Below are 24311 nucleotides of genomic sequence, written 5' to 3'. Positions count from 1 at the left end.
CGTCACTTCGCCTTCCCGGTGGCGCGGTCGGCCTCGACCTCCAGGGGGCGCAGCTGGGCGGCCAGGCCGTTGAGGACGGCGTTGACGTACTTGTGGCCGTCGGTGCCGCCGAACTCCTTGGCCAGCTCCACGCACTCGTTGATCACCACGCGCCAGGGCACCTCGACGGCGTGCTGGAACTCCCAGGTGCCGATCCACATGGCGGCATGCTCGATGGGGGAGATCTCCTCCCACTTGCGATCGAGCAGGGGCGTGATCAGCGCATCGAGTTCGGCGGCCTGCGCGATGCAGCCGTGCAGCACCGCGTCGTAGTGGGCCGCGTCGGCCTTGTGGAAGCCGGACAGGTCGCGGGTGAAGTGGTCGATGGCCTCGGCCTCGTTGCCGCCCACCAGGCGCTGGTAGAGGGCCTGCAGCGCGAACTCGCGCGCGCGGGTGCGGGCCGACTTGGCCGAGGCCTTGCGGGCGCCGGTGGCGGTCAGGCCGGGGCGGCGCGCGGGACGGGCGCCTTCGTTCTGGGGCTCGTCGCTCATTTCTTCAGGCCTTGCAGGAGGTTGCACATTTCCACGACCACGCGGGCGGCGTCGACGCCCTTCTCGACCTGGCGGGCCACGGCCTGCTCCAGGTTCTCGGTGGTGAGGATGACGTTGGCGATGGGCAGGCGGTAGTCCAGGCCCACGCGGGTGACGCCGGCGGCCGATTCATTGGCCACCAGCTCGAAGTGGTAGGTCTCGCCGCGGATGATGCAGCCCAGGGCCACCAGCGCGTCGAAGCCGCCCCGGTCGGCCAGCGCCTGCAGCGCCAGCGGCACTTCGAGCGCGCCGGGCACGAAGACATGGGTGATGTCGGCATCGGCCACGCCCAGGCGGTGCAGTTCGCCCTTGCAGGACTGCGCCAGGGTGTCGGTGATGCTCTCGTTGAAGCGGGCCTGGACGATGCCGACCTTCAGGCCGGTGCCGTCGAGGGCGTGGGCCTGGCCCTTGTCTGCGCCTTGCATGCGGTGTGTTCTTTCGGTTCTCTGGCTGTTTCGGGGCGCCGCGCTCAGGCCGCGCCGGGGGTGACGTAGCCGGCGATCTCGAGGCCGTAGCCCGCCATGCTGGGCATGCGGCGGGGCGAGCCCATGACGGTCATGCGGTGCACGCCGCATTCGCGGATGATCTGCACGCCCACGCCGTAGGTGCGCAGGTCCATGCGGCCCCGCTCGGGAGCCTGGGCGGAACGGGCCGTGCCCTCGAACTGCGCCAGCAGCTGCTCGGCGGACTCGCCGGCATTGAGCAGCACCACCACGCCGCGGCCTTCCTTGGCGATGTGGGCGAGGGCGGCGTCGAGGCTCCAGGAGTGCATCTTGCGACCCACCTCCAGCGCGTCGAGCACCGACAGGGGCTCGTGCACGCGCACCGGCACGGCGTCGGCCGGGCCCCACTGGCCCATGACCAGGGCCAGGTGCAGGCCCTCGCTCGGCTGGTCCTGCCAGGCGTGGGCGGTGAACTCGCCGTAGGCGGTCTTCAGCGGGCGCGAGGCGACCTTCTGCACCAGCGACTCGTTGCGGCTGCGGTACTCGATCAGGTCGGCGATGGTGCCGATCTTCAGGCCGTGCTCGGCGGCGAAGACCTGCAGGTCCGGCAGGCGGGCCATGGTGCCGTCGTCCTTCATGATCTCGCAAATCACCGAGGAGGGCGTGAGGCCGGCCATGGCGGCGAGGTCGCAGCCGGCCTCGGTGTGGCCGGCGCGCATCAGCACGCCGCCGTCGACGGCCTGCAGCGGGAAGATGTGGCCCGGCTGGACCAGGTCCTCGGCCTTCGCGTCCTTGGCGACGGCGGCCTGCACGGTGCGGGCGCGGTCGGCGGCGGAGATGCCGGTGGTCACGCCCTCGGCCGCCTCGATGGAGACGGTGAAGGCGGTGGAGTGCTTGGTGCCGTTGCGTGAGACCATGGGCGGCAGGCGCAGCAGCTCGCAGCGCTCGCGGGTCAGGGTCAGGCAGATCAGGCCGCGGCCGAAGCGGGCCATGAAGTTGATGGCCTCGGGGGTGACGTGGTCGGAGGCGAGGACCAGGTCGCCCTCGTTCTCGCGGTCTTCCTCGTCGACCAGGATGACGATGCGGCCGGCCTTCATGTCGGCCACGATGTCCTCGACCGGCGAGATGGCCACCGGGTTGACGGGGGAGGTCAGTGCGTTCATTGGGAGACTTTCTCGGGCAGCGAGCCGCCCAGCATGCGCTCGACGTAGCGCGCGATCAGGTCGATTTCCAGGTTCACCGGGGTGCCGTCCTGGAGGGCGTGCAGGGCGGTGTTCTGGACGGTGTGCGGGATCAGGTTGATGCTCACCTCGCAGCCCTCGGGCAGGTCGCGCACCGCGTTGACGGTGAGGCTCACGCCGTTGACGGTGATGGAGCCCTTGTAGGCGAAGTACTTGCCCATCTCGCCCGGGGCCAGCACCCGCAGCTCCCAGCTCTCGCCCACCGGGGCGAAGCGGCTGACGCGGCCGATGCCGTCCACATGGCCCGAGACGATGTGGCCGCCCAGGCGGTCGTGCGCGCGCAGGGCCTTCTCGAGGTTGATCGGGACGCCCGCCCGGTCGAGGCCGGCGGTGCGGGCCAGGGACTCGGCGGAGATGTCGATGGTGAAGGTGCGCGCCGCGGGGTCGAAGCTGGTGACGGTCATGCACGCGCCGTTGAGGGCGATGCTGTCTCCCAGGCCGACGTCATCGAGGTACCCGTCGGGCGCCTCCAGGGTCAGGCGCTTGCCGTGCTGCGAAGAACTTCCGAGGTCGTGGACGGCGGCGATACGCCCCACGCCGGTGATGATGCCGGTGAACATCCGGCTATTTTCGCAGGTATTCGGCAGGGCCTCAGAAGCGGTCGCGGCCGGGGACCCGGGCGAGCACGCGCAGGTCCGGGCCGACCGGCGTGGCGGACGTGAATTCCAGGTCCACGCCCTGCGCCAGTGCGGTGAGCGGGCCGAGGGCGGCCATGCCGCGGCCGGGGCCCAGCAGCCGGGGCGCGAGGTAGACGAGGAACTCGTCGACCAGGCCCTCGCGCACCAGGGAGCCATTGAGCTTGTGGCCGGCCTCCACGTGCAGCTCGTTGACCTCGCGCGCGGCCAGGTCCCGCAGCATGGCGGCGAGGTCCACCTTGCCGCCGGGGCCGGGTCGGGCGATGACGGTGGCGCCGCGCGCCTGCAGGGCCGCGCGGCGGGCCGGGTCGTCGCTGGCGGTGTAGACCAGGAGCTCGCGGCCCGGTCTGAGCAGGCGGGCCTCCAGGGGCAGTTCGAGGCGGCTGTCCACCAGCACCACGCGGGGCTGGCGGGGGGTCTCGACGAGGCGCACGTCCAGCTGAGGGTCATCCTCCAGCACGGTGCCGATGCCGGTGAGGACGGCGCAGGCCCGGGCCCGCCAGGCGTGGCCGTCGGCCCGCGCGGCGGGGGAGGTGATCCACTGGCTGGCGCCGTTGTCCAGGGCGGTGGTGCCGTCCAGCGAGGCGGCCACCTTCATCCGCACCCAGGGGGTCTTGCGGACCATGCGGCTGAAGAAGCCGAGGTTCAGCTCGCGCGCGGCCGCCGCGCCGGGGCCGACCTCGACCGCGATGCCCGCGGCGCGCAGGCGCTCGAAGCCGCGGCCGCCCACCAGGGGGTTGGGGTCGCCGAGGGAGGCCACCACGCGGGCGATGCCGGCGGCCGCCAGCGCGTCGCAGCACGGGCCGGTGCGGCCGGTGTGCGAGCAGGGCTCCAGGGTGACCCAGGCCGTGGCGCCGCGCACGTCCTGGCCGCGGGCCTGGGCGTCACGCAGGGCCATGACCTCCGCATGGGGGCCGCCGGCAGCCTGGGTGGCGCCTTCGCCGAGCACGCGGCCGTCGGCGGCCGTGATCACGCAGCCCACGCGCGGATTGGGGCTGGTGATGAAGAGGGCGCTTTCGGCCAGCGCGAGGGCCCGGGCCATCGGCGCGGGCACGGCGGATGCGTCGGGCGGGGGGCTGGTCGGGGAGGTCGGTTCGGTCAAGGCGGGCGGTCGGTGGTTCAGCGCCAGCAGGACTGTACATCGCTGTCGCCGCTGACCGTGCGCTGGCCCGCCTGGTCCAGCCGCAGGCTGCCGCAGCCGGTGTCGGCCGACTGCTGGTTCTGCGGGTCGGCCTGGAGGACGTAGGTGGTGGCGGTGGGCTGGCTGGCGGCGAAGGCGAAGGAGTAGCGGTTCTCGAGCTCCCGCACGCAGCCGGCGGCAGGCACCGCGCTGGCGGCGTCGTAGGCCATGTCGGTGGTGTAGCGCCGCTCCATCTGGTGCGCCAGGGACTGCAGGCAGGCGGCGGCGGTGGCGCGGTAGGCGCGCCGGGCATGGCTGGCATACCCCGGGTAGGCCACCATGGCCAGCAGGGCGACGATGACCAGGGCGACCAGCAGCTCCATCAGCGTGAAGCCGCGCGGGAGTGCGGCGGTCGGGGCCTTGCGGGCGGCGCGGGGCGTCGTCATGCTCACTCCGCCAGGAGTTCGCGCCAGGCGATGCGGCGGCGCAGGGGGCCCGGGCTGCGGGCACGGACGGCGGCCAGGGCCGGGGTCGCGTCCTGGGCGTCCTTCGTGCCGGAGCCGCCGACCAGGACCAGGGTGAGGTTGCCGGCGTTCATGGCTGCGGCGGCGGACGGGGCGCCGACGGAGAGTTCGACCGAGCCGATCGGGCGGTCCCCGAGCCGGTCGTCCTCGAACCGGTTGCTGCCATTGACGTCGAGCAGGCCGACCTCGGTGCCCCCGCCGGTGAAGGGCTCGACCACGTTGAGGAAGCCGCGGCCGCCGGGGTCGCAGGGCTTGTCGGCCGTGGGCACCAGGGACACGGCAAGCAGGGCCGGGATGCCCAGGTTCAGGACCTGGGAGTTGGTGACGATGCGCTCGCCCGCGGGCGGCTGGTTGAAGTCGATGTACCAGCCCTGGCGGCCGGTCATGTCACCGCTGGCGGCGCGCGAGAAGGTGCGCACGGTGCGGCCTGCGAAGGTGCCGACCTGCTCGATGCGCCGCTTCACCAGAGTCCCGCGGTCCTGGCCTATCGGCGAGCCTGCCTCGGCCAGCAGGCCGTACCAGCTCTGCACGCGGGTGCTGGCCGGATCCTCTTCGCGGAAGTAGGCGCCGGTGCCGAAGAACGCGAAGAGCTTGCCGAAGTTCTTGTCGCTGGCGCGGTCGTTGCGCGCCACGTGCAGGCGCGCCGTGATGGGCTGAGGCTGGTTGTCCGGCCCCCGGGCCTTGAACAGAGGCAGGCCGTCCAGGCCCACGCGCCAATCCCCCGGAGCCTGGGCAGAGATGTCGAAGCGCCAGACGTTGCCCTTGAGGTCTCCCGCGACGACCAGGTCGGCCCGGCCGTCGTTGTCGGTGTCGATGACGGCGGGAGCGGCCAGGCCGTTGTCGCCGCCGCTGCCGGTGGCGAGCTTGCGGACCGAGGCCAGCTTGCCGTCGGCGCTGACGATGAAGATGTAGAGGACCGCGTCGCCTTTGCGGCTGTTGTAGCCGTTGCCGGCCACCACGCCCAGGCGGCCGTCGGCCAGGCGCACCGGCACGGCCTCGCCGAGCATCAGGCCCAGGTCGTCGTCGCCTGCGGCCTCGGTGCTGCCCTCGGGCGTGTATTCCCACAGGAAGTTGGCGGCGCCGAAGGACGCGGGGTTGGACACGTCCAGCGAGAACATGCCCTTGCCGCCCCGGCCCAGGAGGGCGTAAAGGTAGCCTCGGCTGGAGGTGTTCGTGCTCCGCGGAGCGAGGGCGATGGCGCCGTCGACGAAGTACTGGTGGCTGTAGTCGCTGCGGGCGAGTGCCGGCAGGCGCGAGACCACGGCGCGCGGGATGAAGCCGAACAGCTCGACGCCATCCTGCGCCCGGAAGGCGTGGAGCATGCCGTCGTTGCCACCGACGAACAGGGTGTCGGTGTTGCGGTCGTAGGCCGGGCCGGAGTGGACGAAGTCACCCAGGGCGCCGTCGCGATCGCGCAGGGTGCCGCCACTGGCCCGCTCCGCGGCGCGGTTGCCGCGCAGGTAGTCGAACACGTCGGCGCTGCCGAGGGACTTCTGGTCGTCGGAGGGCAGGGCACCGAACGAGGTGACCGCCGCGGTTCCGCCCGTGGCCGTGCGCATGAACAGACGCCGCTGCTGCCATTCGGGGAGCATGGCGTTGGCGGACCACGCCGTGGTGCTGCCGATGCCGCTGGCGCTGACGGCGCGCGCCACGAGGTCGCCGGACCAGCGGCGCGAATCGAAGCTGGCCTGGAAGACCCGCGAGCCCTGGCGCACGCTGGGGCCGGTGGTCGCCACGCTGCTGGCGCTGCTGGTGCGGCGCAGGATCTCGCCCAGGGCCTTGCGCAGTGCCGCGCGCAGGCGGGTCGGGTTCTGGACCATCAGGTAGGTATCGGGTACGCCGTCCCCGTCGGCGTCCCATTCCGTGCTCAGGTCGGGCTGGTGCGGCTCGGTCTCGGGGGTGGACTCGACGAAGCCGCCCCACTTGGCGGCGTACCACAGCGGGTCCTTGAGGAAGGTGGCGGCAGCGGCCGTGCCGGGGCGGAAGGTTCGCCTGGCCACCTCTGTCACGCCCAGGCGGTACATCGGCAGGCGCTCGCAGGCCTGCGGCGGCGAGGCGGCGTCGCAGTCGCCGGGGCGCTGGCCCGGCGGGGTGCTCAGGAAGTAGGAGACCCGGGCGGGTTCCTTCTGCGGGTCGCCATTGGTTTCATCGTTCTGGACCTCGAGGTAGACGCCGTCGGCCTCGGTCCCCGAAATCACGTACCCGATGCGCAGGCGCACGCCGGTGAACTGCGTGCGGGTGGGCCGAAGCTGGACCTGCAGGGTGCCTTCCGCAGTGACCTGGACGGTGTACTCCACGACGAAGTCCATGTCGTGGTCGGCTCCCTGTTCGGCATCCTCGAAGTTGATGAGGAATCGTGCGAAGTAGCGGCCTCCGTTGACGGAGGCATTGGCGTCCCCGGGCCCTGTGTTGGCCAGGCTGTCGACATAGAAGTCGACGATCTGCGCGGTGGGCTGGTAGTTGCCCTTGGCCTCGGAGACCCCACCGCCGCTGATGGACTTGCCGAAAGGCACGAGCGTGATCGACTTGCCGTCGCCCATGGGCACCGTGATCCGCGGCAGGGGCGACGCCAGGGCCACGACGAAGGTGTCGACGGACTGGCGGCCGGCGAGGTCGGCCCGCAGGTCGGTGCGCTTGCCGAAGCGGGCGACCGCGGCGGCGGTATAGCTGCCCTGCTTGGTCGGCTCCTCGGGGACGAGCCCGCGGACGCTCGCCAGGGACTCCACCGGCTTGGCGGTCGACGCCGCGTCGAACCTGTTCCCCGACTGGCCGATGAAGTGCAGGCCCTTGACGTCCGCCTCGGCCGCGGTGATCGCGTCGAGTTCGCGGCTGGTGTCCAGGCCCGCCAGGGCCTGGCTGCCGGCGCCCGCCGAGAAGGCCGGGTCCGCGCCCGGGACCTGGTCGGAGTCGTACGAGAGGTTGGTGTCCGAGATCACCAGCAGGCTGGCGCGCGAGCAGCTCGCGGCCTTGGCGCTGCCGGAGGCGCCATAGGGATCGTCCCAGGCGGGCAGGGGCAGCCCCACCGCGGTGTCCGCGCCGGTGGGGGCCGAGAAGGCGGGTGTCGCCGCGCCCGCGCCGGCGAAGTAGCGCAGGGCCTCGTACATCATTTCGCCCACCGGATTGCCCCAGTCCGGGTAGTCATCGGGCTTGGGGGGGTAGTCGGTCTTCCAGGTGCGGTAGCGGCTGCTCGTGTAGCCGTTGTTGAAGTCCCGGATGCGCAGTGCGTTGAAGGTTCGCACCAGCGTGGCCGATGCGGTGAAGGTGCCGTCTTCCGGCTTGACCTCCGAGGCGAAGGGCCCGACGGCCTTGCGCAGGCGCCCCCCCGCCATGCTGTTGTCGTAGCTGCCGGTGATCAGGCCGAAGTCCATCAACCCGGTCTCGCCGAACTCGTGCAGCAGGCCGGCGGGCTTGTAGCCCGCGGGGTAGGAGCGGCACCGGTCACTGCCATGGAAGGCCGCGGTGCAGGCCTGCACCCGCACGGTCAGGTCGCTGCGGGTGCCTGCGTGGTTGCTGTTGCTCAGAACGGGCCGCTCGCTCGAGGCCCAGTCCCAGACCCGGCGGGTCGAGTTCGTGACCACCGAGAGCCAGGGCGGCAGGTCGCTGCAGGTCTGGAGCCTTTCGCAATTGACTGCAGCGTTCGGCGTGAGGTTGCCGAAGAAGTGGCGCCTGCCATCCATCGGCGCCTTCAGGGGCGTGTACTCCTCGATGGCGTAGCCGTCCACCGCCTTGCTCGTGTACTCCTTGGCCCAGGAGTGGGCGTCCTGCGGGATGTAGGCGCGGCGCAAGATGGTGCTTTTCGCTTCGTCGACCTCGCGCATGCCCCCGTAGAGGACCACGCGCAAGGCGTCGATCCGGCTGGTGGTGACGTAGTTCAGCCAGTTGCCGGACCACTGTCCGGTGCAGGTGCCTAGGCTTCCGGCCGAGGCCGCTGGCGTGAACAGGCCGGCGTTGTCCGCCCGCCCGTTGTGGCTGTAGCAGGTGTTGCTGTCGAACAGGCCCAGGTAGGTGATGGCGGGCTTGAAGCGGGTGTCCGGGACGCCGTCACCGTCGATGTCGCTGGCGTCGTTGTACGCCTCGTAGAACAGCCGGTGGTCCTTGGCCGCGACCAGCATCACCAGGGGCTTGACCGCGGGGCGGCTGGCCAGCGGCACCCCGGGGATGGTGAAGTCGGCCCGCGCGGGCCAGGCGCTGCACCAGGCTGCGAGCAGGAGGGCCATGACGCCGTGGCGGGCGGCCAGGGCGGTGGGGGTCCGGGGGCATGGTGACATGTTCGAGGCTCCGGGTGGGCGCGGGATGGGCGGGCGTGACGGATTCGTTCCCGGCTTCTCAGTCGATGGCGTAGACCGACTGCAGCATCACGGCGGCGCGCCCGTTGCCGCCGGCACGTGCGGTGATTCGGTAGCGGCGGCAGTTCCGGGGGGCGTCCGGGCTGTCGCCGCAGGGGAATTCATTGCCGAGGTACTCCGCGAAGTACTGGGGCGTGACGGCGAGGGTGCCGCTGCCGACTGTGGTGGCGTCGCGCCAGCCGGTGAAGGCGGTGTCGGTCCAGCGCGGGGTGTCCTGCGGCGCGGGGATCGTGCAGGCACGCACGGAGGCGGGGGGCTGGGAGACATCGGTGCAGGCGGAGGCCGCGCCGGCTGTTGGCATGGGCTGGATGGCATCGACCAGCGCCTCGGCCTCGCGCAGCGCCGCCTCGGCGGCCTGGAAGGCGAGGCTGCGGTCCTGCGCGTAGCCGGCCATGCGCTCCTCCATCGCCCCCAGGCGCAGTGCGGCCAGCCCCAGCACCATCACGACGACCAGGATCACCAGGCCGACGACCAGGGCCAGGCCGCGGGACTGGCGGCGACGAGGGTGCCCCGCGGGCCTGCGCATGGCGTCAGCGGTCACGGTTTCGCAAGGTGGCGACGGAGACCAGCGTGCGCTCCAGCGGCTTGCCGCCGGCGCCGACCGCGTCCTCGCTGCGCAGGGTGAGCGTGATGCGCAGCGAGACGACGCGCTGGCTGTCCTGGCTCCAGCCGGCGGCGAAGCTCGCCGGCGGCGACCAGGCGGTGGCGAGTTCGCCATCCAGTTGGTCGTCCCGCGTGAGGGCCTCCACCTGCAGGTCTTCCACGCCGCGCGCGATCTCCTGGCTGCCTGCCACGGCGCTGCTGCCGCCTCCTGCGTTGAGGGCCATGCGGTACAGGGAGCGGGTGCCCTGGTCGTTCATGCCCACGAACCAGAACGATGGGTCCCAGCGGGCCAGCACGATCCCGCTCGCGGGCTCGAACTCGGCGTCGACCGGGTTCAGGCAGCCGGTGCCGACCGCGCCGAGGCGGTCTGTGCAGTTCCGGCCGGTGGCCTTGTGCTCCAGCGTGGCGCCCTGGGTGTTGACGGCGCTGGCCTGGAACAGCGCGCTGCGCCGGCCGTCGCAGGCCAGGATGATGTCGTTCGTGCGCAGGTCGCCCACGTCGGTGAGCGTGAATCGCCGGGCGGCGATGGCGTGGCCGGTGGCGCGCTGCACCAGGCCTGGGTCGTCGCTGGGGCGCATCAGCAGCAGTGCGCCGGTGCCCTTCAGGCGCTGGCCCGGTCCGGTGCCCCAGTCGGCGATGCCGGTGCTGGCCTGCGAGCCGCTCCACGCGCGTACCAGGCCGGCGTCGGTGTCGGCCCACCAGTCCATGGCGGGGCTGTTCACGGTGCGCAGGGTGTTGGCGTCCAGCCGGGTGCCGCAAGGCACCTGGCCCGCCTGGCGCGCCTCGCGCATCAGGCGGTCCAGCGCGAAGCGGCCGCCTTCCTGCAGGCGCGCCAGGCCCTCGTGGGTGCGGAACATGTCGCGGCTGGCGAGGTACAGGCCGATGACCCCGAGGAGCACGACCAGGCCCAGCACCAGGCTGACCAGCATTTCCACGAGGCTGAAGCCGCGCACGCGGCGAGGGGGAGTGGAGGGTGTCACAGGCGGGAGCTGACCGAGAGTTTCTGGGCGCCCAGGCCGCCGCCGAGGCGGTCGTCCCAGAGGACATCGACGGCGCAGACGGCGCTGGCCTCGCAGCGCACGAGCGCGCACGTGGTGGTGTCGCCGGACTGGCCCAGGTGGGCCTTGAGGGCGTCGAGCCAGGCTCGCAGGCTGTCGGCGGCGAAGGTGGTGCCCGCGATGTCGCTGCTCACGCAGGCCGGCTTCTCGAGGCTGGCGCCGAGGTCGTAGGCACCCGTGGCGGCGGAGGCCCGGTCGGCGCGCAGGATGTCGAGCAGGTGCTGAGCCATCACCACGCCCTGGGTGCGCTGCAAGCTGCTCACGTTGCCCTGGAGGCTGCGCGCCTGGAGCGCGGCCAGGCCCAGCATGCCGATGCTCAGGACCAGCACCGCGACGAGCACCTCGATGAGGCTGGCGCCGCGGTGCGCCCGGGTCCGGGGGCGGGAGGGGCGTACGGGCAGGTGCCTCATGGCCCCGGACAGGTCCCCTGGATGCCGGCGACGCGCTCGACGACGACGCGGCCGGTCTGCTGCATCACGAGCTGGCGGGCCCGTGCATCGTTGCCCAGGCCCGGGTCCGCGCTGCACACCCTCAGCGTGCCGTTGGCGCGCGCCCCGCCGGAGGGGACGAAGGTGACGCGATCGGTCAGGGTGCCGTTGCCCCGCACACGCAGGTCGGCATCGAGCGGGGAGACCTGGTAGGTGAGGGTCTCGGTGCCGCTGCGCGAGCCGTTGCCGTCGGCGTCGATGAAGGTGATCCAGCCGCTGCCCCAGTGGCGCTTGGCATCGGTGTCGCAGGTGGACTGGTCCTGGCTGCGGCATACGGTGACACGCCGGCCCAGGCGCACGGCCAGCGCGCGCGCCTGCATCAGGCTGCCCGTGAGCTCGCTGGTGGCGGACGACAGGCGCGCCGCGGCGAGCTGGGTGCGGAAGGAGGGGGCGGCGAGGGCGCCGAGGACGGCCAGGATCGCGATGGCGACGAGGGACTCGACGAGCGTCACGCCGCGCGTGGAGCGCAGGGCGCCGGCGCGTGGGGCTCGGGCGGTCGCAGTCGTGGACATGCCGCGACTATGCGAGGCGCCCTTCCGGGCTCACAGGGTGTGCCGACGAATGCAGGCGACGGCCGGGCGGCCGGGCCCGTCGCGGGCTTATCTGCGGACTTCGTCGACGAGGGTCTTGAACTCGTCGATGTCCTCGAAGCTGCGGTAGACGCTGGCGAAGCGCACGTACGCCACCTTGTCCAGCTTCTTGAGTTCTCGCATCACCAGCTCGCCGATGCGCGAGGAGGGGATCTCGCGCACGCCGAGGTTCAGGAGCTTTTCCTCGATGCGCTCGATCGCGGAGTCGACCTGCTCGGTGCTCACCGGCCGCTTGCGCAGGGCGAGGTTGAGGGAGTCGAGCAGCTTGGCCCGCTGGTACTCGATGCGCCGGCCGTCCTTCTTGACGACGGCCGGGAACGAGACGTCAGGCCGCTCGTAGGTGGTGAAGCGCTTCTCGCAATGGGCGCACTGGCGGCGCCGGCGCACGATGTCGCCGTCTTCGGCGACACGCGTTTCCACCACCTGGGTGTCGGCGTTGCCGCAGAAGGGGCATTTCATCGTGCCGCTGCCGCTTTAGCCGTAGACCGGGAAGCGGCGGGTCAGGGCGTTGACCTTCTCGCGCACCGCGGCGATGTTGGCCGGATCGCGCGGGTTGTCCAGCACGTCGGCGATCAGGTTAGCCGTGATGCGGGCTTCTTCTTCCTTGAAGCCACGGGTGGTCATGGCCGGGGTGCCGATGCGCACGCCGCTGGTCACGAACGGCTTCTCGGGGTCGTTCGGGATGGCGTTCTTGTTGATGGTCATGTGGGCGTCGCCCAGCACGGCCTCGGCTTCCTTGCCGGTGATGCCCTTGGCGCGCAGGTCGACCAGCATCACGTGGCTCTCGGTGCGGCCGCTGATGATGCGCAGGCCACGCTGGGTCAGGGTCTCGGCGACGACCTGGGCGTTCTTCACGACCTGCTGCTGGTAGGCCTTGAATTCGGGCGTCAGGGCTTCCTTGAAGGCCACCGCCTTGGCGGCGATCACATGCATCAGCGGGCCGCCCTGCAGGCCGGGGAAGATGGCGGAGTTGATCGCCTTCTCGTGCTCGGCCTTCATCAGGATGATGCCGCCGCGGGGGCCGCGCAGGCTCTTGTGGGTGGTGGAGGTCACCACGTCGGCGAAGGGCACCGGGTTGGGGTACACGCCCGCGGCGATCAGGCCGGCGTAGTGGGCCATGTCCACCATGAAGATGGCGCCGACTTCCTTGGCGATCTTGGCGAAGCGCTCGAAATCGATGCGCAGGGCGTAGGCGGAGGCGCCGGCCACGATCAGCTTGGGCTTGTGCTCGCGGGCCTTGGCTTCCATCGCGTCGTAGTCGATCTCTTCCTTCTCGTTCAGGCCGTAGGAGACGACGTTGAACCACTTGCCCGACATGTTCAGGGGCATGCCGTGGGTCAGGTGGCCGCCTTCGGCCAGGCTCATGCCCATGATGGTGTCGCCGGGCTTGAGGAAGGCCAGGAACACGGCCTCGTTGGCGGAGGCGCCGCAGTGCGGCTGCACGTTGGCGGCATCGGCGCCGAACAGCTGCTTGACGCGGTCGATCGCCAGTTGCTCGGCGATGTCCACGTACTCGCAGCCGCCGTAGTAGCGCTTGCCGGGGTAGCCCTCGGCGTACTTGTTGGTCAGCTGGGTGCCCTGGGCCGCCATGACGGCGGGGGAGGCGTAGTTCTCGCTGGCGATCAGCTCGATGTGCTCTTCCTGCCGACGGTTTTCGGCCTGGATCGCGGCGAACAGTTCAGGATCGGTTTGCTCGATGAGGGTATTGCGGTGGTACACGGCGGCAGTCCTTCGGTCTTTTCAGACGGTGGTCCCTGATGTCGAACAAGCGTCGAACAAGGGCTGCCCAGGCGAACGGCGGATCACCGGCACGGCCGGCGGTACGCTCCCCCGTGGTGTCCCACGTCGGCGCGTGCCGCCTGCTCGAGGCGGACGCGCCTATCGCCAGTCGCGTACGGGCGTAAGTGTATCCGAGGCCCGGGGGGCTTCAGGACAGGGCGAGGGCGGCGACGCGCGCCGGCCCGGTCTCGGGCTTGTTGGCGCGCAGGCCGGTGGGGGCGGAGTGCGGCACGTTCTGGCCGGCCGCGACCTGCTTGAGGCGCTGGTGCTCGGCCAGCACCTTGTCGGCGTAGCCGTTGTCGTCCTCGACGTTGGCGGCGCCCACGTAGTAGCGCAGGCCCGCCTCGAGCGAGCCGGCGCGCTGGATGCACTCCTGCAGCACCTTCACGCCCACGCGCAGGTTGGACACCGGGTCGAAGGCGGCGAGCTTGCCGCCGAACAGGCTGTACTTGTCGCTGTGGACCTTGGTCATCACCTGCATCAGCCCCTGGGCGCCCACCGGGCTCTGGGCGAACGGGTTGAAGCCGGATTCCACGGCCATCACGGCCAGGATCAGCGTCGGGTCGAGCTTGACCTTGGCGCCGACCTGGTAGGCCTCGGCGACCAGCGCGCTGATCGGCTCCGGCGCGACGCGGTACTTGCGGCTGAGCCAATGCGCCACGGCGGCCTGCTGCTTGGGCAGGTCGGCCGGATCGGTGGCGGTGGCGCGGTCGATCGCGGCCAGGTCGGCCTCGATGCCCAGCGCATCCGCCTGGCGGGCCTGGAGCCAGCCCATCAGGCGCGCCTCGCCGCTTTCGCGCAGGTCGGGGCGGACGGTGAGGGTGACGGTGGCGAACACGACGGCCAGGCCGACGAGGGCGAAGCTGTTGTGGGTGATTTCGAAAAAGCCCTGGGCGACGTCGGATGCGAAGACTCGCAAGCCCTGGACGATGTTCTCGAACGCTGTCATAGCACTTCCTTTCTACGCGGGGGACGGGCCGGAAAGACGCTGTGAGCGTCTGGCTCGGGCTCGTGCACCTCGTTTGGATTGGTACGCTGTCCGCGGCGACAGGCCTTGACAGGACTCTGCGGGGTTGCCGGGACTTGGCCGGGGTCGGCAGCGGGTTTCGGGAGTCCCTGTGACGTTTTACAGGAATGGGCGGATTCTAGGGGGCTCCTAATAACCGGTCAATATTAAGGGAATCGTTCTTTATTCCTCCCGGTTTGACTTCTTGGCCACCCATCCCGGGGCAATCGACGCGCCCGGAGCCATTGAAAACTCAAACTTGAACAGCTGGCGGCCGGCGGTTACGCTGACTTCGCTCGAGTGATTCGAGCATCCCGCTGGCGATGCCGCTTCGGTGGTCCGCCGGCCAACCCGGGAAGCAATCGTTGCTTCCGCTGCGGGCGGGACGAGAACCTCCCAACCGCGCCTGGCGCCGGACTTCGGGTCCGGGCCAAGCCCGGCAGATGGCTTCAGGCTTCTGCCGGGCTTTCTCTTTTCCGGGCCCCGTGGCGCGGGCCGCGCGCCAGCCGCCCGGTTTCGAGGGGACAATACGCGATTGCTTTCGAATCCCGGGCGCCCCGTGGCGCTCCAGAAGACACAGTGACCCAAGCCCCGACCCGACCCCACGATACCCAGGCCCTCGACACGCTCACCGGCGGCGCCTTCACGGCCGCGACCTCCGGCGAGCGCGCCGCGCGACTGCGCGAATGGCTGGCCAGCGAACCCGCCGTCGAGCAGATGCAGGAGGTCTACCGAGAACTCAGCAGCCGAGACAAGGGCGCGGCCCGCGTGCTGCGTGAGCGGCTGGACGAGATCAAGCGGGCCAAGGGGCAGGAAGCCATCGCGGCCGAGTGGGCCGAGAAGGCCCAGGCCCTGCTGGCCCAGGCCAAGCTGAACATCGCCGATGCGCTGGCCTGGCAGCGTGACGCCGCCAAGGCCGGCGCCCCCCTGAGCCGCGAGCCGCTGGCCGGCCTCAAGTCGCAGCTGGCCGAGCGCGTGAAGGGGGTCGAGGACCTCCAGCACCGCGTGCAGGTGCAGCGTGAGGCAGCCGTGCTGCTGGCCCAGCGCATCGAGGTGCTCTCCACCAAGTCCTGGCGCGACGCGCAGGCGGCGGCCGAGGCGCTGCGCGCCGACGTGCCGGTCTGGCAGCAGCAGGCCCAGGCCCTGGTCGAGGACCCGACCTGGCCCAGCGTCGACGCCCGTTTCCCGCCCCTGCTGGAGGCCTCGCGTGCCCAGCTGCAGGCGGTGTGGGAGGCTTTCGAGAGCGCCTTGGCCCAGGCTGGCGCGGCCGAGAACGATCCCGCCGCGCCGCTGCCGCCCGTGCCGGTGTGGGCCGATGAGCTGCGTGTGGCGCGCGGCCTGCCGGCCGAGCTGCCGGCCAAGCCGGCCCGCCCCAAGGTCGATCCCGAACTGCGTGCCAAGGCCAACGAGGCCGTGCGCGCGGCGCTGGCGAAGGTCGAGCAGGAAGTGGGCGAGGGCCATGGCAAGGCCAGTGCCGGCGCCGCCGCTGCACTGCGCAACGCGCTGAAGGAGTACGGCAAGCTGGTCGATGCCGACCTCGACCGCCAGGCCCACGGCGCCCTGGCGGCTGCCGGCGAGATGGAAGGCTGGCAGCGCTGGCGCACCGACCAGCTGCGCCAGGAGCTGGTGGCGAAGGCCGAGGACCTGTTCGAGCGCGTTGCCGCGCCGGCGCCGGCGACCGCACCCGCACCTACGCCCGTGCCTGCGCCCGCTGCGGACGAGGCAGCGGCTGAGGCCGCCGCACCCGCCGCCGAGGGCGAAGAGGCCGTGGCCGCCGCGGCTCCCGCGCCGGCTTCCGCCCCGGCGCCCGCCGCGACCCCGGCCGCCGTCGTCAAGAAGCCCCGCTTCGGCGGCCGCAAGATGCAGGAACAGCTGCGCAGCCTGCGCGAGCAGTGGAAGAAGCTGGACCAGGGCGGCGCCCCCAACCATGCCTTGTGGAAGCGCTTCGACGAGGCCTGCAATGAGGCCTACAAGGTGGTCGAGTCCTGGCTGGAGAAGGTCAAGTCCGAGGCCGCCGAGCACCGGGCTCGCCGCACGGCGCTGATCGAGGAGGTCCAGGCCTGGGCGGCTGCCCACCCGGCCCCCGCGAACAACGACTGGAAGAGCTTCGCCCGCGCGATCCACCAGTTCGAGAGCCGCTGGCGCGAGGCCGGCCACCTCAGCGAGAAGGCCTTCGCCGAAATGCAGCCGCTGTGGAAGGCCGCGATCCATGCGGCCGAGGCGCCGCTGGCCGCGGCCCAGAAGCAGAGCCTGGAGCGCCGCCACGCCATGATCGAGGAGGCCAAGGCGCTGGGCGCCGCGCCGTCCCTGCGCATCGACGCCGTCAAGGCGCTGCAGCAGCGCTGGCAGGCTGAAGCCCAGGCGGTGCCGCTGGACCGCAAGCACGAGCAGAAGCTGTGGGACGCGTTCCGCAAGCCGATCGACGAGGCCTTCCAGCGCAAGGGCGCCGAGCGTGACCGCGCGGCGTCCGCACTGAGCGACCGTGACCGCGTCGTGCTCGAGGCTTCCAAGGCCCTCGAGGCGGCCAACGCCTCCGGGGATGCCCAGCGCATCCGCGAAGCCATGACCGCCCTGGAAGCCGCCCTGAAGGGCCAGGCCCAGGCCCGTGCCGAGATGGCCCAGGCCAACGCGGCGGCCCAGGCGGCGCCCGCGGCGCCGGCCGGCGAAGCCGCAGCGGCCGATGCCACCGCGGCTGGTGCGCCTGCCGCCGATGCCGAGGCCCCGGCTGGCGAAGTCGCGGCTCCCGCGCCCGCGGCCAAGCCCGCGCCACGTCCCGTGGTGGCCATGCGCGGCGATGACCGCCCCGGCATGAAGAAGGCCGAGCCGGCCCCCGTGCGCGGCGGAAAGTTCGGTGACCGCAAGCCGGGCGGCCCGGGCCGTTTCGGTGAGGGCGGTGGTGACCGTGGCGACCGCGGCCGCGGCCGCTTCGGCGACCGTCCCGAGCGCGAGGACCGCGGCCCCCGCCTGGGCGACGTGGCCTTCCGCGCCCAGCGCGACGCCCTGGAGCATGCCCAGTCGGCCCTGCGCAAGCTGGCCGCCCAGGCCCACGGCGAGGCGCTGGCCCACCTGCTGTCCGCCTGGGAGCAGCGTGCCGGCGACCAGGTGCCCAGCGCCAGCGAGCTGGGCAAGTCCGTGCCGCCCGCCGTGCGTGGCGGTTGGGTGCAGGCCCTGCAGGCCAACCCCTCCGGTGACGCCGCCGAGGCGCTGCTGCGCCTGGAGATCGCCGCCGAGGTGCCTACGCCCGCCGAGCACCTGGCGGCCCGCCGCATGCTGCAGCTGCAACTGCTGACGCGCCGCAACGACCCGTCCCCGGCCCAGACCTGGGGCCAGGACGTGGCCCGCGTGCTGGCCAGCCCGCACCAGGCCCAGGCGGCCCGCCGCCTGCAGAATGCGCTCAAGGCGCTGATGCGCTGATGCGCTGATGCGCTGATGCGCCGGCGCGTCCTCGCGCTGCGGTGGAGCCCCGGGCAATCCCGGGGCTCAGTTTTTTGGGGCGCCGGCCGAAAGACGGGCTGGGGGCGTCGGCGAATTGCCGTGGCGCCCGGACTTCCTGGAGCCCGTCTCGATGCCCTCACATTCCCTGATCGTCTGGTCGTTGCGAGGCCTCGCCTCGGCGTGGCTGCTGGCGCCTGCGGGCCTCTACCTCCTCACCGGCCAGCCTGCGGCGCTTTCCGCGGTGGTGCTGGCCTTGCCGGCGGCCTGGGTGGCCAGCCGCTGGGGCCGGCTGGCGCGCGAACGCGACCAGGCCCAGGCCGTGGTCGACATCGTCCGCCAGGCCGCGCCGGCCCTGTCGCGTGCCTCGTTCGATGCGGCCCGCGCCGCCACCCGCTCGCACGAGGTGGCGGGCAGCACCGGCGAGGCCGCCGGCGGCGTCGGCCGCACCGCCGCGAGTTCGCGCGAGGCCGCAGCCTCGGTGCAGGCGGCCGCCAGCGCCGCGCAGCAGACGCTGACCGCCGCACGCAACACCTCCGAACGCCTGGGCCGCATTGGCGCCGAACTGGGCCAGGTGGCCGAGGGCTCGCGGCACGCGCAGCAGCGCGTGGGTGAGCTCGCGCAGGCCATCCGCGCGGTGGAGGCGGCGGCCGCGACCATCGAGAAGATCGCGGTGCAGACGCGCCTGCTGGCGTTGAACGCCACCATCGAGGCCGCCCATGCGGGTCCGGCCGGCAAGGGCTTCGCGGTGGTGGCCGCGGAGGTGCGCAAGCTGTCCGAGGAAGCTTCGGGCCGCGCCAGCGACATCAAGCGCGAGGTGGCCCAGATCATCACCCTCAATGGCGAAGCGGTGGCCGCCGTCGAAGGCATGGCCGCGACGACCGAGGCCACGACGCGTCAGGTCCAGGCCACGCTGGCCGAGGTCGCGGAGGCGGTGGCGGGGGTGTCGGCGGTGACCGAGCGCCTGCAGGGCGCGCAGCAGGTCTGCGAGGGCGCGGCCGGGGAGGCGATGGGCCTGTCCGGCCAGGCGCAGGCGCTGTCCGCGGACATGGGCGCGCTGGGCGACCTGTCGGCCGCCTCGGCGCGCGAGGTGGGCGAGTGCCTGGAGCAGCTCCTGGGCGGGTTGGCTGAGCAGGGGGTGGCCTGCGAGCACACCACGCGCAAGGGACAGGCCCTGGCGCTGGCGGCGCAGGCCGGCCGCGCCCTCGAGGCGATGCTCGATCGCGGCGAGGTCCAGGAGCAGGACCTGTTCGCGCCGCGCTACGTGGACATCCCCCGCACCCATCCCGTCAAGAAGACCACCGGCTGGGACAGCCTGTGCGACCAGGCCCTGCCCCCGCTGCAGGAGCCGCTGCTGGAGCAGGGCGCCGCCTATGCCATCGTGGTCAATGCCGACGGCTACTGCCCCACGCACAACGCGCGCTTCTCGAAGCCCCTGACCGGCGACGCCGCCACCGACCTGGCGAACAACCGCACGAAGCGCGTGTTCGACGATGCGGTGGGCAAGCGCTGCCCGAAGCACCAGGGCGTGCTGGTCCAGACCTACCTGCGCGACACGGGGCAGACCATGCACGACCTGTCGGTGCCGGTGTGGGTGCGCGGGCGCCACTGGGGCGCGGTGCGCGTGGGCTACCTCGCGGCGGAGTGAGCGCCGGTCAGGCGGCTGGCTTCGGGCCGAAGAAGCCGTCGAACAGCGGCACGAGCACCGGGAACTCCGTGGCAAAGCGCTCACGCTGGACGAAGTAGGCCTCGCAGGCGACGGCGAAGAACTCGTCGACCGACTGCGCGCCGTACGGGTCCAGCCAGGTCGGCTCGCCGCCAAAGCGCTCGGCGATGACCACGCGCTCGCGGAAGGCCTCGTACTCGGCCTGCATCACCGACAGCCAGGCCTGGCGCGCCGCCCGCGAGGGTAGGGGCGGGCAACCGTCGCTGGCCCCGTCGCGCATGTCCAGCTTGTGGACGAACTCGTGGACCACGACGTTGTAGCCGTCGTCGCGTCCCTGGCCGGCCTCGCGCACGTCGCGCCAGGACAGCATCACCGGCCCCCGCTCCATGGCCTCGCCGGCCAGGACCTCGTCCCAGTCGTGCACCACGCCGGCCTCGTCGACGGCGCTGCGGCGCGCCACCACCTCGTCGGGGTGGACCACGATGCCGACGAAGTCGTCGTACCAGCCGAGCCCCAGGTGCAGCACCGGCAGCACCGCCTGGGCGGCGATCGACAGGGCCAGGGCGTCGGTGATCACCAGGCCCTGGGCGCCGTGGAATTCCTTGTCCCGGAGGAAGCGCGCGGCCAGCTCGCGCAGGCGGGTGAGGTCCGCGGCCGGGCGCTGCGCGAGGAAGGGAAAGTCGGCGAGCACCTGCAGCCACAGGTCCTCGGGAATGGCCGGTGCGGTCCGCCGCCTGCGCCACCAGCCGAACATGCCGGGCTGCCTCCTCAGGCGAGCGCGATGCGCTCGCTACGCCCGTCCGCGTGCAGGCGCAGGGCCTCGGCGCGCGGCGTGCCCGCCTCCAGGTCCCAGTCGGAGAGCACGAGCCGGCGCAGCCCGCCCCCCAGGTCGTGGTCGGCGGGGCGGTGTGTGTGGCCATGGATCATCGCCGTGGCGCCGGCCGCGGCGAGCCAGGCCCGGGTGAGGTCGGTGTCGGCGTCGGCGTACTCGGTGGTCACCGCGTGGCGGGCCTGGCTGGCGTCGCGCAGCTGGCGCGCCACGGCCTCGCGTTCGGCCAGGGGGCGGGCCAGGAAGGCCTCGATCCACTGCGGCGTGCGCACCTGGGCGCGAAAGCGCAGGTACTCGGTGTCCGCCAGGCACAGCGCGTCGCCATGCGAGAGCAGGTAGCGGCGGCCGCCGAAATCCAGCACCGCCGGGTCCTGCAGCAGCCGGAAGCCGCAGCGGCGCGCCAGCGCCTCGCCGACCAGGAAGTCGCGGTTGCCGTGCAGCAGGAACATCGGCCGGCGCGCCGCAGCCTCCTGCAGCACCCGGGCGCAGTCGGCGGCGAAGCTCGGCACCAGGGCCGCGTCGTCACCGACCCAGGCCTCGAACAGGTCGCCGAGGATGAACACCGCATCGGCGGGCGTGCCCGCCAGGTAGTCGCGCCAGGCCGCGAAGGTGGCCGGCTGCGAGGGCTGCAGGTGCAGGTCGGAAATGAAATCGGCGCAGGCCCAGGAGGCCGGCGCCGACATCTCGTCGAAGGAGGGCGCGGTCGCCGTGCCCACCGCGGATCAGGCCTCGACGGCCTTCTCGATCACCACGGACTCCTTCGGCACGTCCTGGTGGAAGCCCTTGCTGCCGGTCTTCACGCGCTCGAGCTTGTCGACGATCTCGGCGCCCGAGACCACCTTGCCGAACACGGCGTAGCCCCAGCCCTGGGCGGTGGGCGACTTGAAGTTCAGGAAGTCGTTGTCGGTGGCGTTGATGAAGAACTGCGCGGTGGCCGAGTGCGGGTCGCTGGTGCGGGCCATGGCGATCGTGTACTTGTTGTTCTTCAGGCCGTTGTCGGCCTCGTTCTTGATCGGCGCGTCGGTGGGCTTCTGGTTCATGTCGGCGTCGAAGCCGCCGCCCTGGATCATGAAGCTGGGGATGATGCGGTGGAAGATGGTGCCGTCGTAGTGGCCCTTCTTCACATAGGACAGGAAGTTGGCGGTCGACACCGGCGCCTTCTCGGCGTCGAGTTCGAGGGTGATGACGCCGTGGCCGGCGATGTGCAGTTCGACCTTGGGATTGCTCATGGTGGTGTCCTGTGGGCTGTTGTTCGAGGGGGTTACTTGACCAGCGTGGCCGAGTTGATGACCACGGGGGTCCTCGGCACGTCGGAGGGGAAGGGGCCGCCCGGGCCGGTGGGCAGGGCCTTGATGCGGTTCACGATGTCCATGCCGCTGACGACCTTGCCGAAGGCCACGTAGCCGTAGCCCCGCGCGGTGGGCGCGGTGTGGTCCAGGAAGGCGTTGTCCTTCACGTTGATGAAGAACTGCGCGGAGGCGGAGTTCGGGTCCATGGTGCGGGCCATGGCGATGGTGCCCACGGTGTTGCGCGGGCCGCCGGCGGCCAGGGCCTCGGCGCCTTCGTGCGGGATCGGCGCGCGGGTGGGCTTTTGCGCGTAGCGCGTGTCGTAGCCGCCACCCTGGATCATGAAGTTGTCGATGACGCGGTGGAAGATGGTGCCGTCGTAGTGGCCGTCCCGCACGTATTGCAGGAAGTTGGCCACGGTCTTCGGCGCCTTGTCGGGGTAGACCTCGACGACGATGTCGCCCTGGCTGGTGGCCAGGCGCACGCGCGGCGCGTCCTGGGCGAGGGCGGGCAGGGCGGGGGCCAGCGCCAGGGCGGTGAGCCAGGTGGCGGCGAAGCGGCAGGCCGTGCGGCGGGCGGTGCGGATCATGCGTGGGTTCCTTGGGGACGAGGGTGCGCTCAGCGCGCCAGGCTGCGGGCGGCGGCCAGCTTGGGCGCGACGCTGCGCGCCAGGCCCGGCTCGAGCTGCTGCGCGCGCTCCCAGGCGCGTGCGGCCAGGCCCAGGTACACGTCGCCCAGGTTCTCGTGCGCGGTGGCGTACGAGGGGTTGACGCGCAGGGCGGCCTCCAGCGCGGAGCGGGCCTTGTCCAGGTCGCCGCGCGCGGCGTGCAGCACGGCGAGGTTGTTGTGGGGCTCGGGCAGCTCGGGGTACTCCTCGACCAGCCGGGTTAGGACCTCGAGGGCCTCGGCGGAGCGGCCCGCATCGCCCAGGGCCACGCCCTTGAGGAAACGCATCTGCGGGTCGCGCGGGCTGGCGGCGAGGTAGCGGTCGGCGCGGGCCAGGGCCTCGGCGCTCTGGCCGGCGCGCAGCAGGCGGGCGACGTCGGCGTAGTCGTCGGCCAGCGCGGAGCCGGCGGCCACCGCCAGCACGAGGGCGGCGGCGAGGTGGCGGGCGCGGACGGGATTCTGGAGGCCAGGCGACATGGGCTGTCAAGGGGCGCCGGGCTCGGCGCGGGGCTATATACTGCGCCGGATTGTAGCCGTGGCCCCCCAGCGGGAGTGCCTGCGGCGCAGGTCCCGAACCCGTTCCCGACAACTGCCGGCCGCATCCCCGCCGCCCGCCCTCCCGACACCCATGAGTCTGCGCATCTACAACACGCTGTCGCGTGCGCTGGAAGATTTTTCGCCGATCGATCCCGGCCATGTGCGCATGTACGTGTGCGGCATCACGGTCTACGACCTGTGCCACGTCGGCCATGCCCGCGCCAACGTCGCCTTCGACGTGGTGCAGCGCTGGCTCAAGGCCAGCGGCCTGCGCGTGACCTTCGTGCGCAACATCACCGACATCGACGACAAGATCATCCGCCGCGCCGTGGAGAACGGCGAGACCGTCCGCGGCCTCACCAGCCGCATGATCGACGAGATGTACCGGGACTTCGATGCCCTGGGCATCGAGCGCCCCACGCACGACCCGCGCGCCACCGACTACGTGCCGCAGATGCTGGACATCGTGCGCGCGCTCGAGGGCCGGCAGCTCGCCTACCGCACGCCCGGCGGCGACGTGAACTTCGCGGTGCGCCGCTTCCCTGGCTACGGCAAGCTCTCGGGCAAGTCGCTCGACGAGCTGCACGCCGGCGAGCGCGTGGCGGTGGCCGAGGGCAAGGAGGACCCGCTGGACTTCGTGCTGTGGAAGTCCGCCAAGCCCAGTGAGCCGGCCGACGCCAAGTGGGACAGCGCCTATGGCCCGGGCCGCCCGGGCTGGCACATCGAGTGCTCGGCGATGGCCTGCGCCCTCCTGGGCGAGACCTTCGACATCCACGGCGGCGGCGCCGACCTGGCCTTCCCGCACCACGAGAACGAGATCGCCCAGAGCGAGGGCGCGCATGGCGTGCCGCTGGCGAAGACGTGGATGCACAACGGCTTCGTGAACATCGACAACGAGAAGATGTCCAAGTCGCTGGGCAACTTCTTCACCATCCGCGACGTGCTGAAGAAGTTCGACGCGGAGACGGTGCGCTTCTTCATCGTGCGCGCCCACTACCGCAGCCCGCTCAATTACAGCGACGTCCACCTGGACGACGCCCGCGGCGCGCTCAAGCGCCTGTACACCGCGCTGGACGCGGTGGCGCCGGCCGAGGTCGTGATCGACTGGGCCGAACCCCATGCCGCGCGCTTCAAGGCCGCCATGGACAACGACTTCGCCACGCCCGAGGCGGTGGCGGTGCTGTTCGACCTCGCCGGCGAGGCCAATCGCACCCGGTCACCGCAGGTGTCGGGCCTGCTCAAGGCCCTCGGGGGCTGCCTGGGCCTGCTCCAGGGCGATCCGCGTGATTTCCTGCGCAGTGGCGCGGCGCTGGACGAGGCGACCATTGCGTCCATGATCGAACAACGCGCCGCCGCCAAGAAGGCCAAGGACTTCGCCGAGGCCGACCGCATCCGCCAGGCGCTGCTCGCGCAGGGCATCGTGCTCAAGGACTCGGCCGCCGGCACCACCTGGGAGGCCGCGTCGTGAGCGCACCCGACAAGCGCGCCGCGG

22 protein-coding genes and 1 riboswitch are annotated in these 24311 nt (G+C 71.9%); of the genes, 3 read left to right on the top strand and 19 right to left on the bottom strand.

Features of this window, described 5'->3' with window-relative positions; all coding sequences use genetic code 11:
- Window positions 1–2 precede the first annotated feature (2 nt).
- The 14 genes from nusB to ACT80S_RS01355 all read right to left on the bottom strand — a co-directional run bounded on the left by nusB (window position 3) and on the right by ACT80S_RS01355 (window position 14345).
- Entirely contained in the window at window positions 3–530 is a 528-nt protein-coding gene (gene nusB / locus ACT80S_RS01420) for a transcription antitermination factor NusB (RefSeq protein ID WP_377411709.1), read from the bottom strand.
- Entirely contained in the window at window positions 527–994 is a 468-nt protein-coding gene (gene ribH, locus ACT80S_RS01415) for a 6,7-dimethyl-8-ribityllumazine synthase (protein WP_377411707.1), read from the bottom strand. The genes nusB and ribH overlap by 4 nt, the downstream gene beginning before the upstream one ends.
- Before the next feature lie 44 nt (window positions 995–1038).
- Window positions 1039–2175, bottom strand: coding sequence for a bifunctional 3,4-dihydroxy-2-butanone-4-phosphate synthase/GTP cyclohydrolase II (gene ribBA / locus ACT80S_RS01410; RefSeq protein ID WP_377411705.1), 1137 nt, complete (start codon window positions 2173–2175; stop codon window positions 1039–1041).
- The gene (locus ACT80S_RS01405; RefSeq protein WP_377411703.1) at window positions 2172–2813 is read right to left on the bottom strand and encodes a riboflavin synthase; all 642 of its coding nucleotides are present in this window, start codon (window positions 2811–2813) and stop codon (window positions 2172–2174) included. Before ACT80S_RS01405 ends, ribBA begins: the two co-directional genes overlap by 4 nt.
- A 31-nt stretch (window positions 2814–2844) precedes the next feature.
- Entirely contained in the window at window positions 2845–3930 is a 1086-nt protein-coding gene (gene ribD / locus ACT80S_RS01400) for a bifunctional diaminohydroxyphosphoribosylaminopyrimidine deaminase/5-amino-6-(5-phosphoribosylamino)uracil reductase RibD (RefSeq protein WP_377412605.1), read from the bottom strand.
- A gap of 77 nt (window positions 3931–4007) precedes the next feature.
- Window positions 4008–4454 (bottom strand): type IV pilin protein, encoded by a 447-nt coding sequence (locus ACT80S_RS01395; protein ID WP_377411701.1) that lies wholly within the window; start codon window positions 4452–4454, stop codon window positions 4008–4010.
- Window positions 4455–4456: 2 nt separating this feature from the next.
- Window positions 4457–8800: a pilus assembly protein gene (locus ACT80S_RS01390; protein WP_377411699.1), complete on the bottom strand. Its 4344-nt coding sequence runs from the start codon at window positions 8798–8800 to the stop codon at window positions 4457–4459.
- A 58-nt stretch (window positions 8801–8858) separates the two neighbouring features.
- Window positions 8859–9419, bottom strand: coding sequence for a pilus assembly PilX family protein (locus tag ACT80S_RS01385; protein ID WP_377411697.1), 561 nt, complete (start codon window positions 9417–9419; stop codon window positions 8859–8861).
- Entirely contained in the window at window positions 9409–10434 is a 1026-nt protein-coding gene (locus tag ACT80S_RS01380; RefSeq protein ID WP_377411695.1) for a PilW family protein, read from the bottom strand. The genes ACT80S_RS01385 and ACT80S_RS01380 overlap by 11 nt, the downstream gene beginning before the upstream one ends.
- A 23-nt stretch (window positions 10435–10457) precedes the next feature.
- Window positions 10458–10949, bottom strand: coding sequence for a type IV pilus modification protein PilV (gene pilV, locus ACT80S_RS01375; protein ID WP_377411693.1), 492 nt, complete (start codon window positions 10947–10949; stop codon window positions 10458–10460).
- Complete coding sequence (locus tag ACT80S_RS01370; RefSeq protein WP_377411691.1) at window positions 10946–11539, bottom strand: GspH/FimT family pseudopilin; 594 nt, start codon at window positions 11537–11539, stop codon at window positions 10946–10948. The genes pilV and ACT80S_RS01370 overlap by 4 nt, the downstream gene beginning before the upstream one ends.
- Before the next feature lie 87 nt (window positions 11540–11626).
- Window positions 11627–12076 (bottom strand): transcriptional regulator NrdR, encoded by a 450-nt coding sequence (nrdR, locus tag ACT80S_RS01365; protein ID WP_377411689.1) that lies wholly within the window; start codon window positions 12074–12076, stop codon window positions 11627–11629.
- A 15-nt stretch (window positions 12077–12091) separates the two neighbouring features.
- Window positions 12092–13336, bottom strand: coding sequence for a serine hydroxymethyltransferase (gene glyA / locus ACT80S_RS01360; RefSeq protein ID WP_377411687.1), 1245 nt, complete (start codon window positions 13334–13336; stop codon window positions 12092–12094).
- 58 nt (window positions 13337–13394) lie between these two features.
- Window positions 13395–13519: riboswitch (ZMP/ZTP riboswitch) on the bottom strand.
- 25 nt (window positions 13520–13544) lie between these two features.
- Window positions 13545–14345 carry a lytic transglycosylase domain-containing protein gene (locus tag ACT80S_RS01355; RefSeq protein WP_377411685.1) on the bottom strand — a complete coding sequence of 267 codons (801 nt, stop codon included), beginning with the start codon at window positions 14343–14345 and terminating at the stop codon, window positions 13545–13547.
- A 636-nt stretch (window positions 14346–14981) separates the two neighbouring features.
- Here ACT80S_RS01355 and ACT80S_RS01350 point away from each other — a divergent pair.
- Window positions 14982–17816, top strand: a complete 2835-nt coding sequence (locus tag ACT80S_RS01350; RefSeq protein ID WP_377411683.1) for a DUF349 domain-containing protein — start codon at window positions 14982–14984, stop codon at window positions 17814–17816.
- Between the two features lie 151 nt (window positions 17817–17967).
- Window positions 17968–19482 carry a methyl-accepting chemotaxis protein gene (locus ACT80S_RS01345; RefSeq protein ID WP_377411681.1) on the top strand — a complete coding sequence of 505 codons (1515 nt, stop codon included), beginning with the start codon at window positions 17968–17970 and terminating at the stop codon, window positions 19480–19482.
- Between the two features lie 7 nt (window positions 19483–19489).
- Here ACT80S_RS01345 and ACT80S_RS01340 read toward each other — a convergent pair whose 3' ends face one another.
- From ACT80S_RS01340 to ACT80S_RS01320, 5 genes are read right to left on the bottom strand one after another with little or no spacing between them, the layout of a single operon-like run.
- Window positions 19490–20254, bottom strand: a complete 765-nt coding sequence (locus ACT80S_RS01340; protein WP_377411679.1) for a M90 family metallopeptidase — start codon at window positions 20252–20254, stop codon at window positions 19490–19492.
- A 14-nt stretch (window positions 20255–20268) separates the two neighbouring features.
- Window positions 20269–21045: a UDP-2,3-diacylglucosamine diphosphatase gene (locus ACT80S_RS01335; RefSeq protein WP_377411677.1), complete on the bottom strand. Its 777-nt coding sequence runs from the start codon at window positions 21043–21045 to the stop codon at window positions 20269–20271.
- Between the two features lie 6 nt (window positions 21046–21051).
- The gene (locus ACT80S_RS01330; protein WP_377411675.1) at window positions 21052–21558 is read right to left on the bottom strand and encodes a peptidylprolyl isomerase; all 507 of its coding nucleotides are present in this window, start codon (window positions 21556–21558) and stop codon (window positions 21052–21054) included.
- Between the two features lie 32 nt (window positions 21559–21590).
- The gene (locus ACT80S_RS01325) at window positions 21591–22205 is read right to left on the bottom strand and encodes a peptidylprolyl isomerase (protein WP_377411673.1); all 615 of its coding nucleotides are present in this window, start codon (window positions 22203–22205) and stop codon (window positions 21591–21593) included.
- Window positions 22206–22234: 29 nt separating this feature from the next.
- Entirely contained in the window at window positions 22235–22759 is a 525-nt protein-coding gene (locus tag ACT80S_RS01320; RefSeq protein ID WP_377411672.1) for a tetratricopeptide repeat protein, read from the bottom strand.
- Window positions 22760–22910: 151 nt separating this feature from the next.
- On the opposite strand from ACT80S_RS01320, the gene cysS reads away from it, so the two are divergent.
- Window positions 22911–24287, top strand: coding sequence for a cysteine--tRNA ligase (gene cysS / locus ACT80S_RS01315; RefSeq protein ID WP_377411670.1), 1377 nt, complete (start codon window positions 22911–22913; stop codon window positions 24285–24287).
- Window positions 24288–24311: the final 24 nt, after the last annotated feature.

The organism is Ramlibacter sp. MAHUQ-53 (genome assembly GCF_052600055.1).
This window is presented reverse-complemented; position numbering and strand designations above follow the sequence as displayed.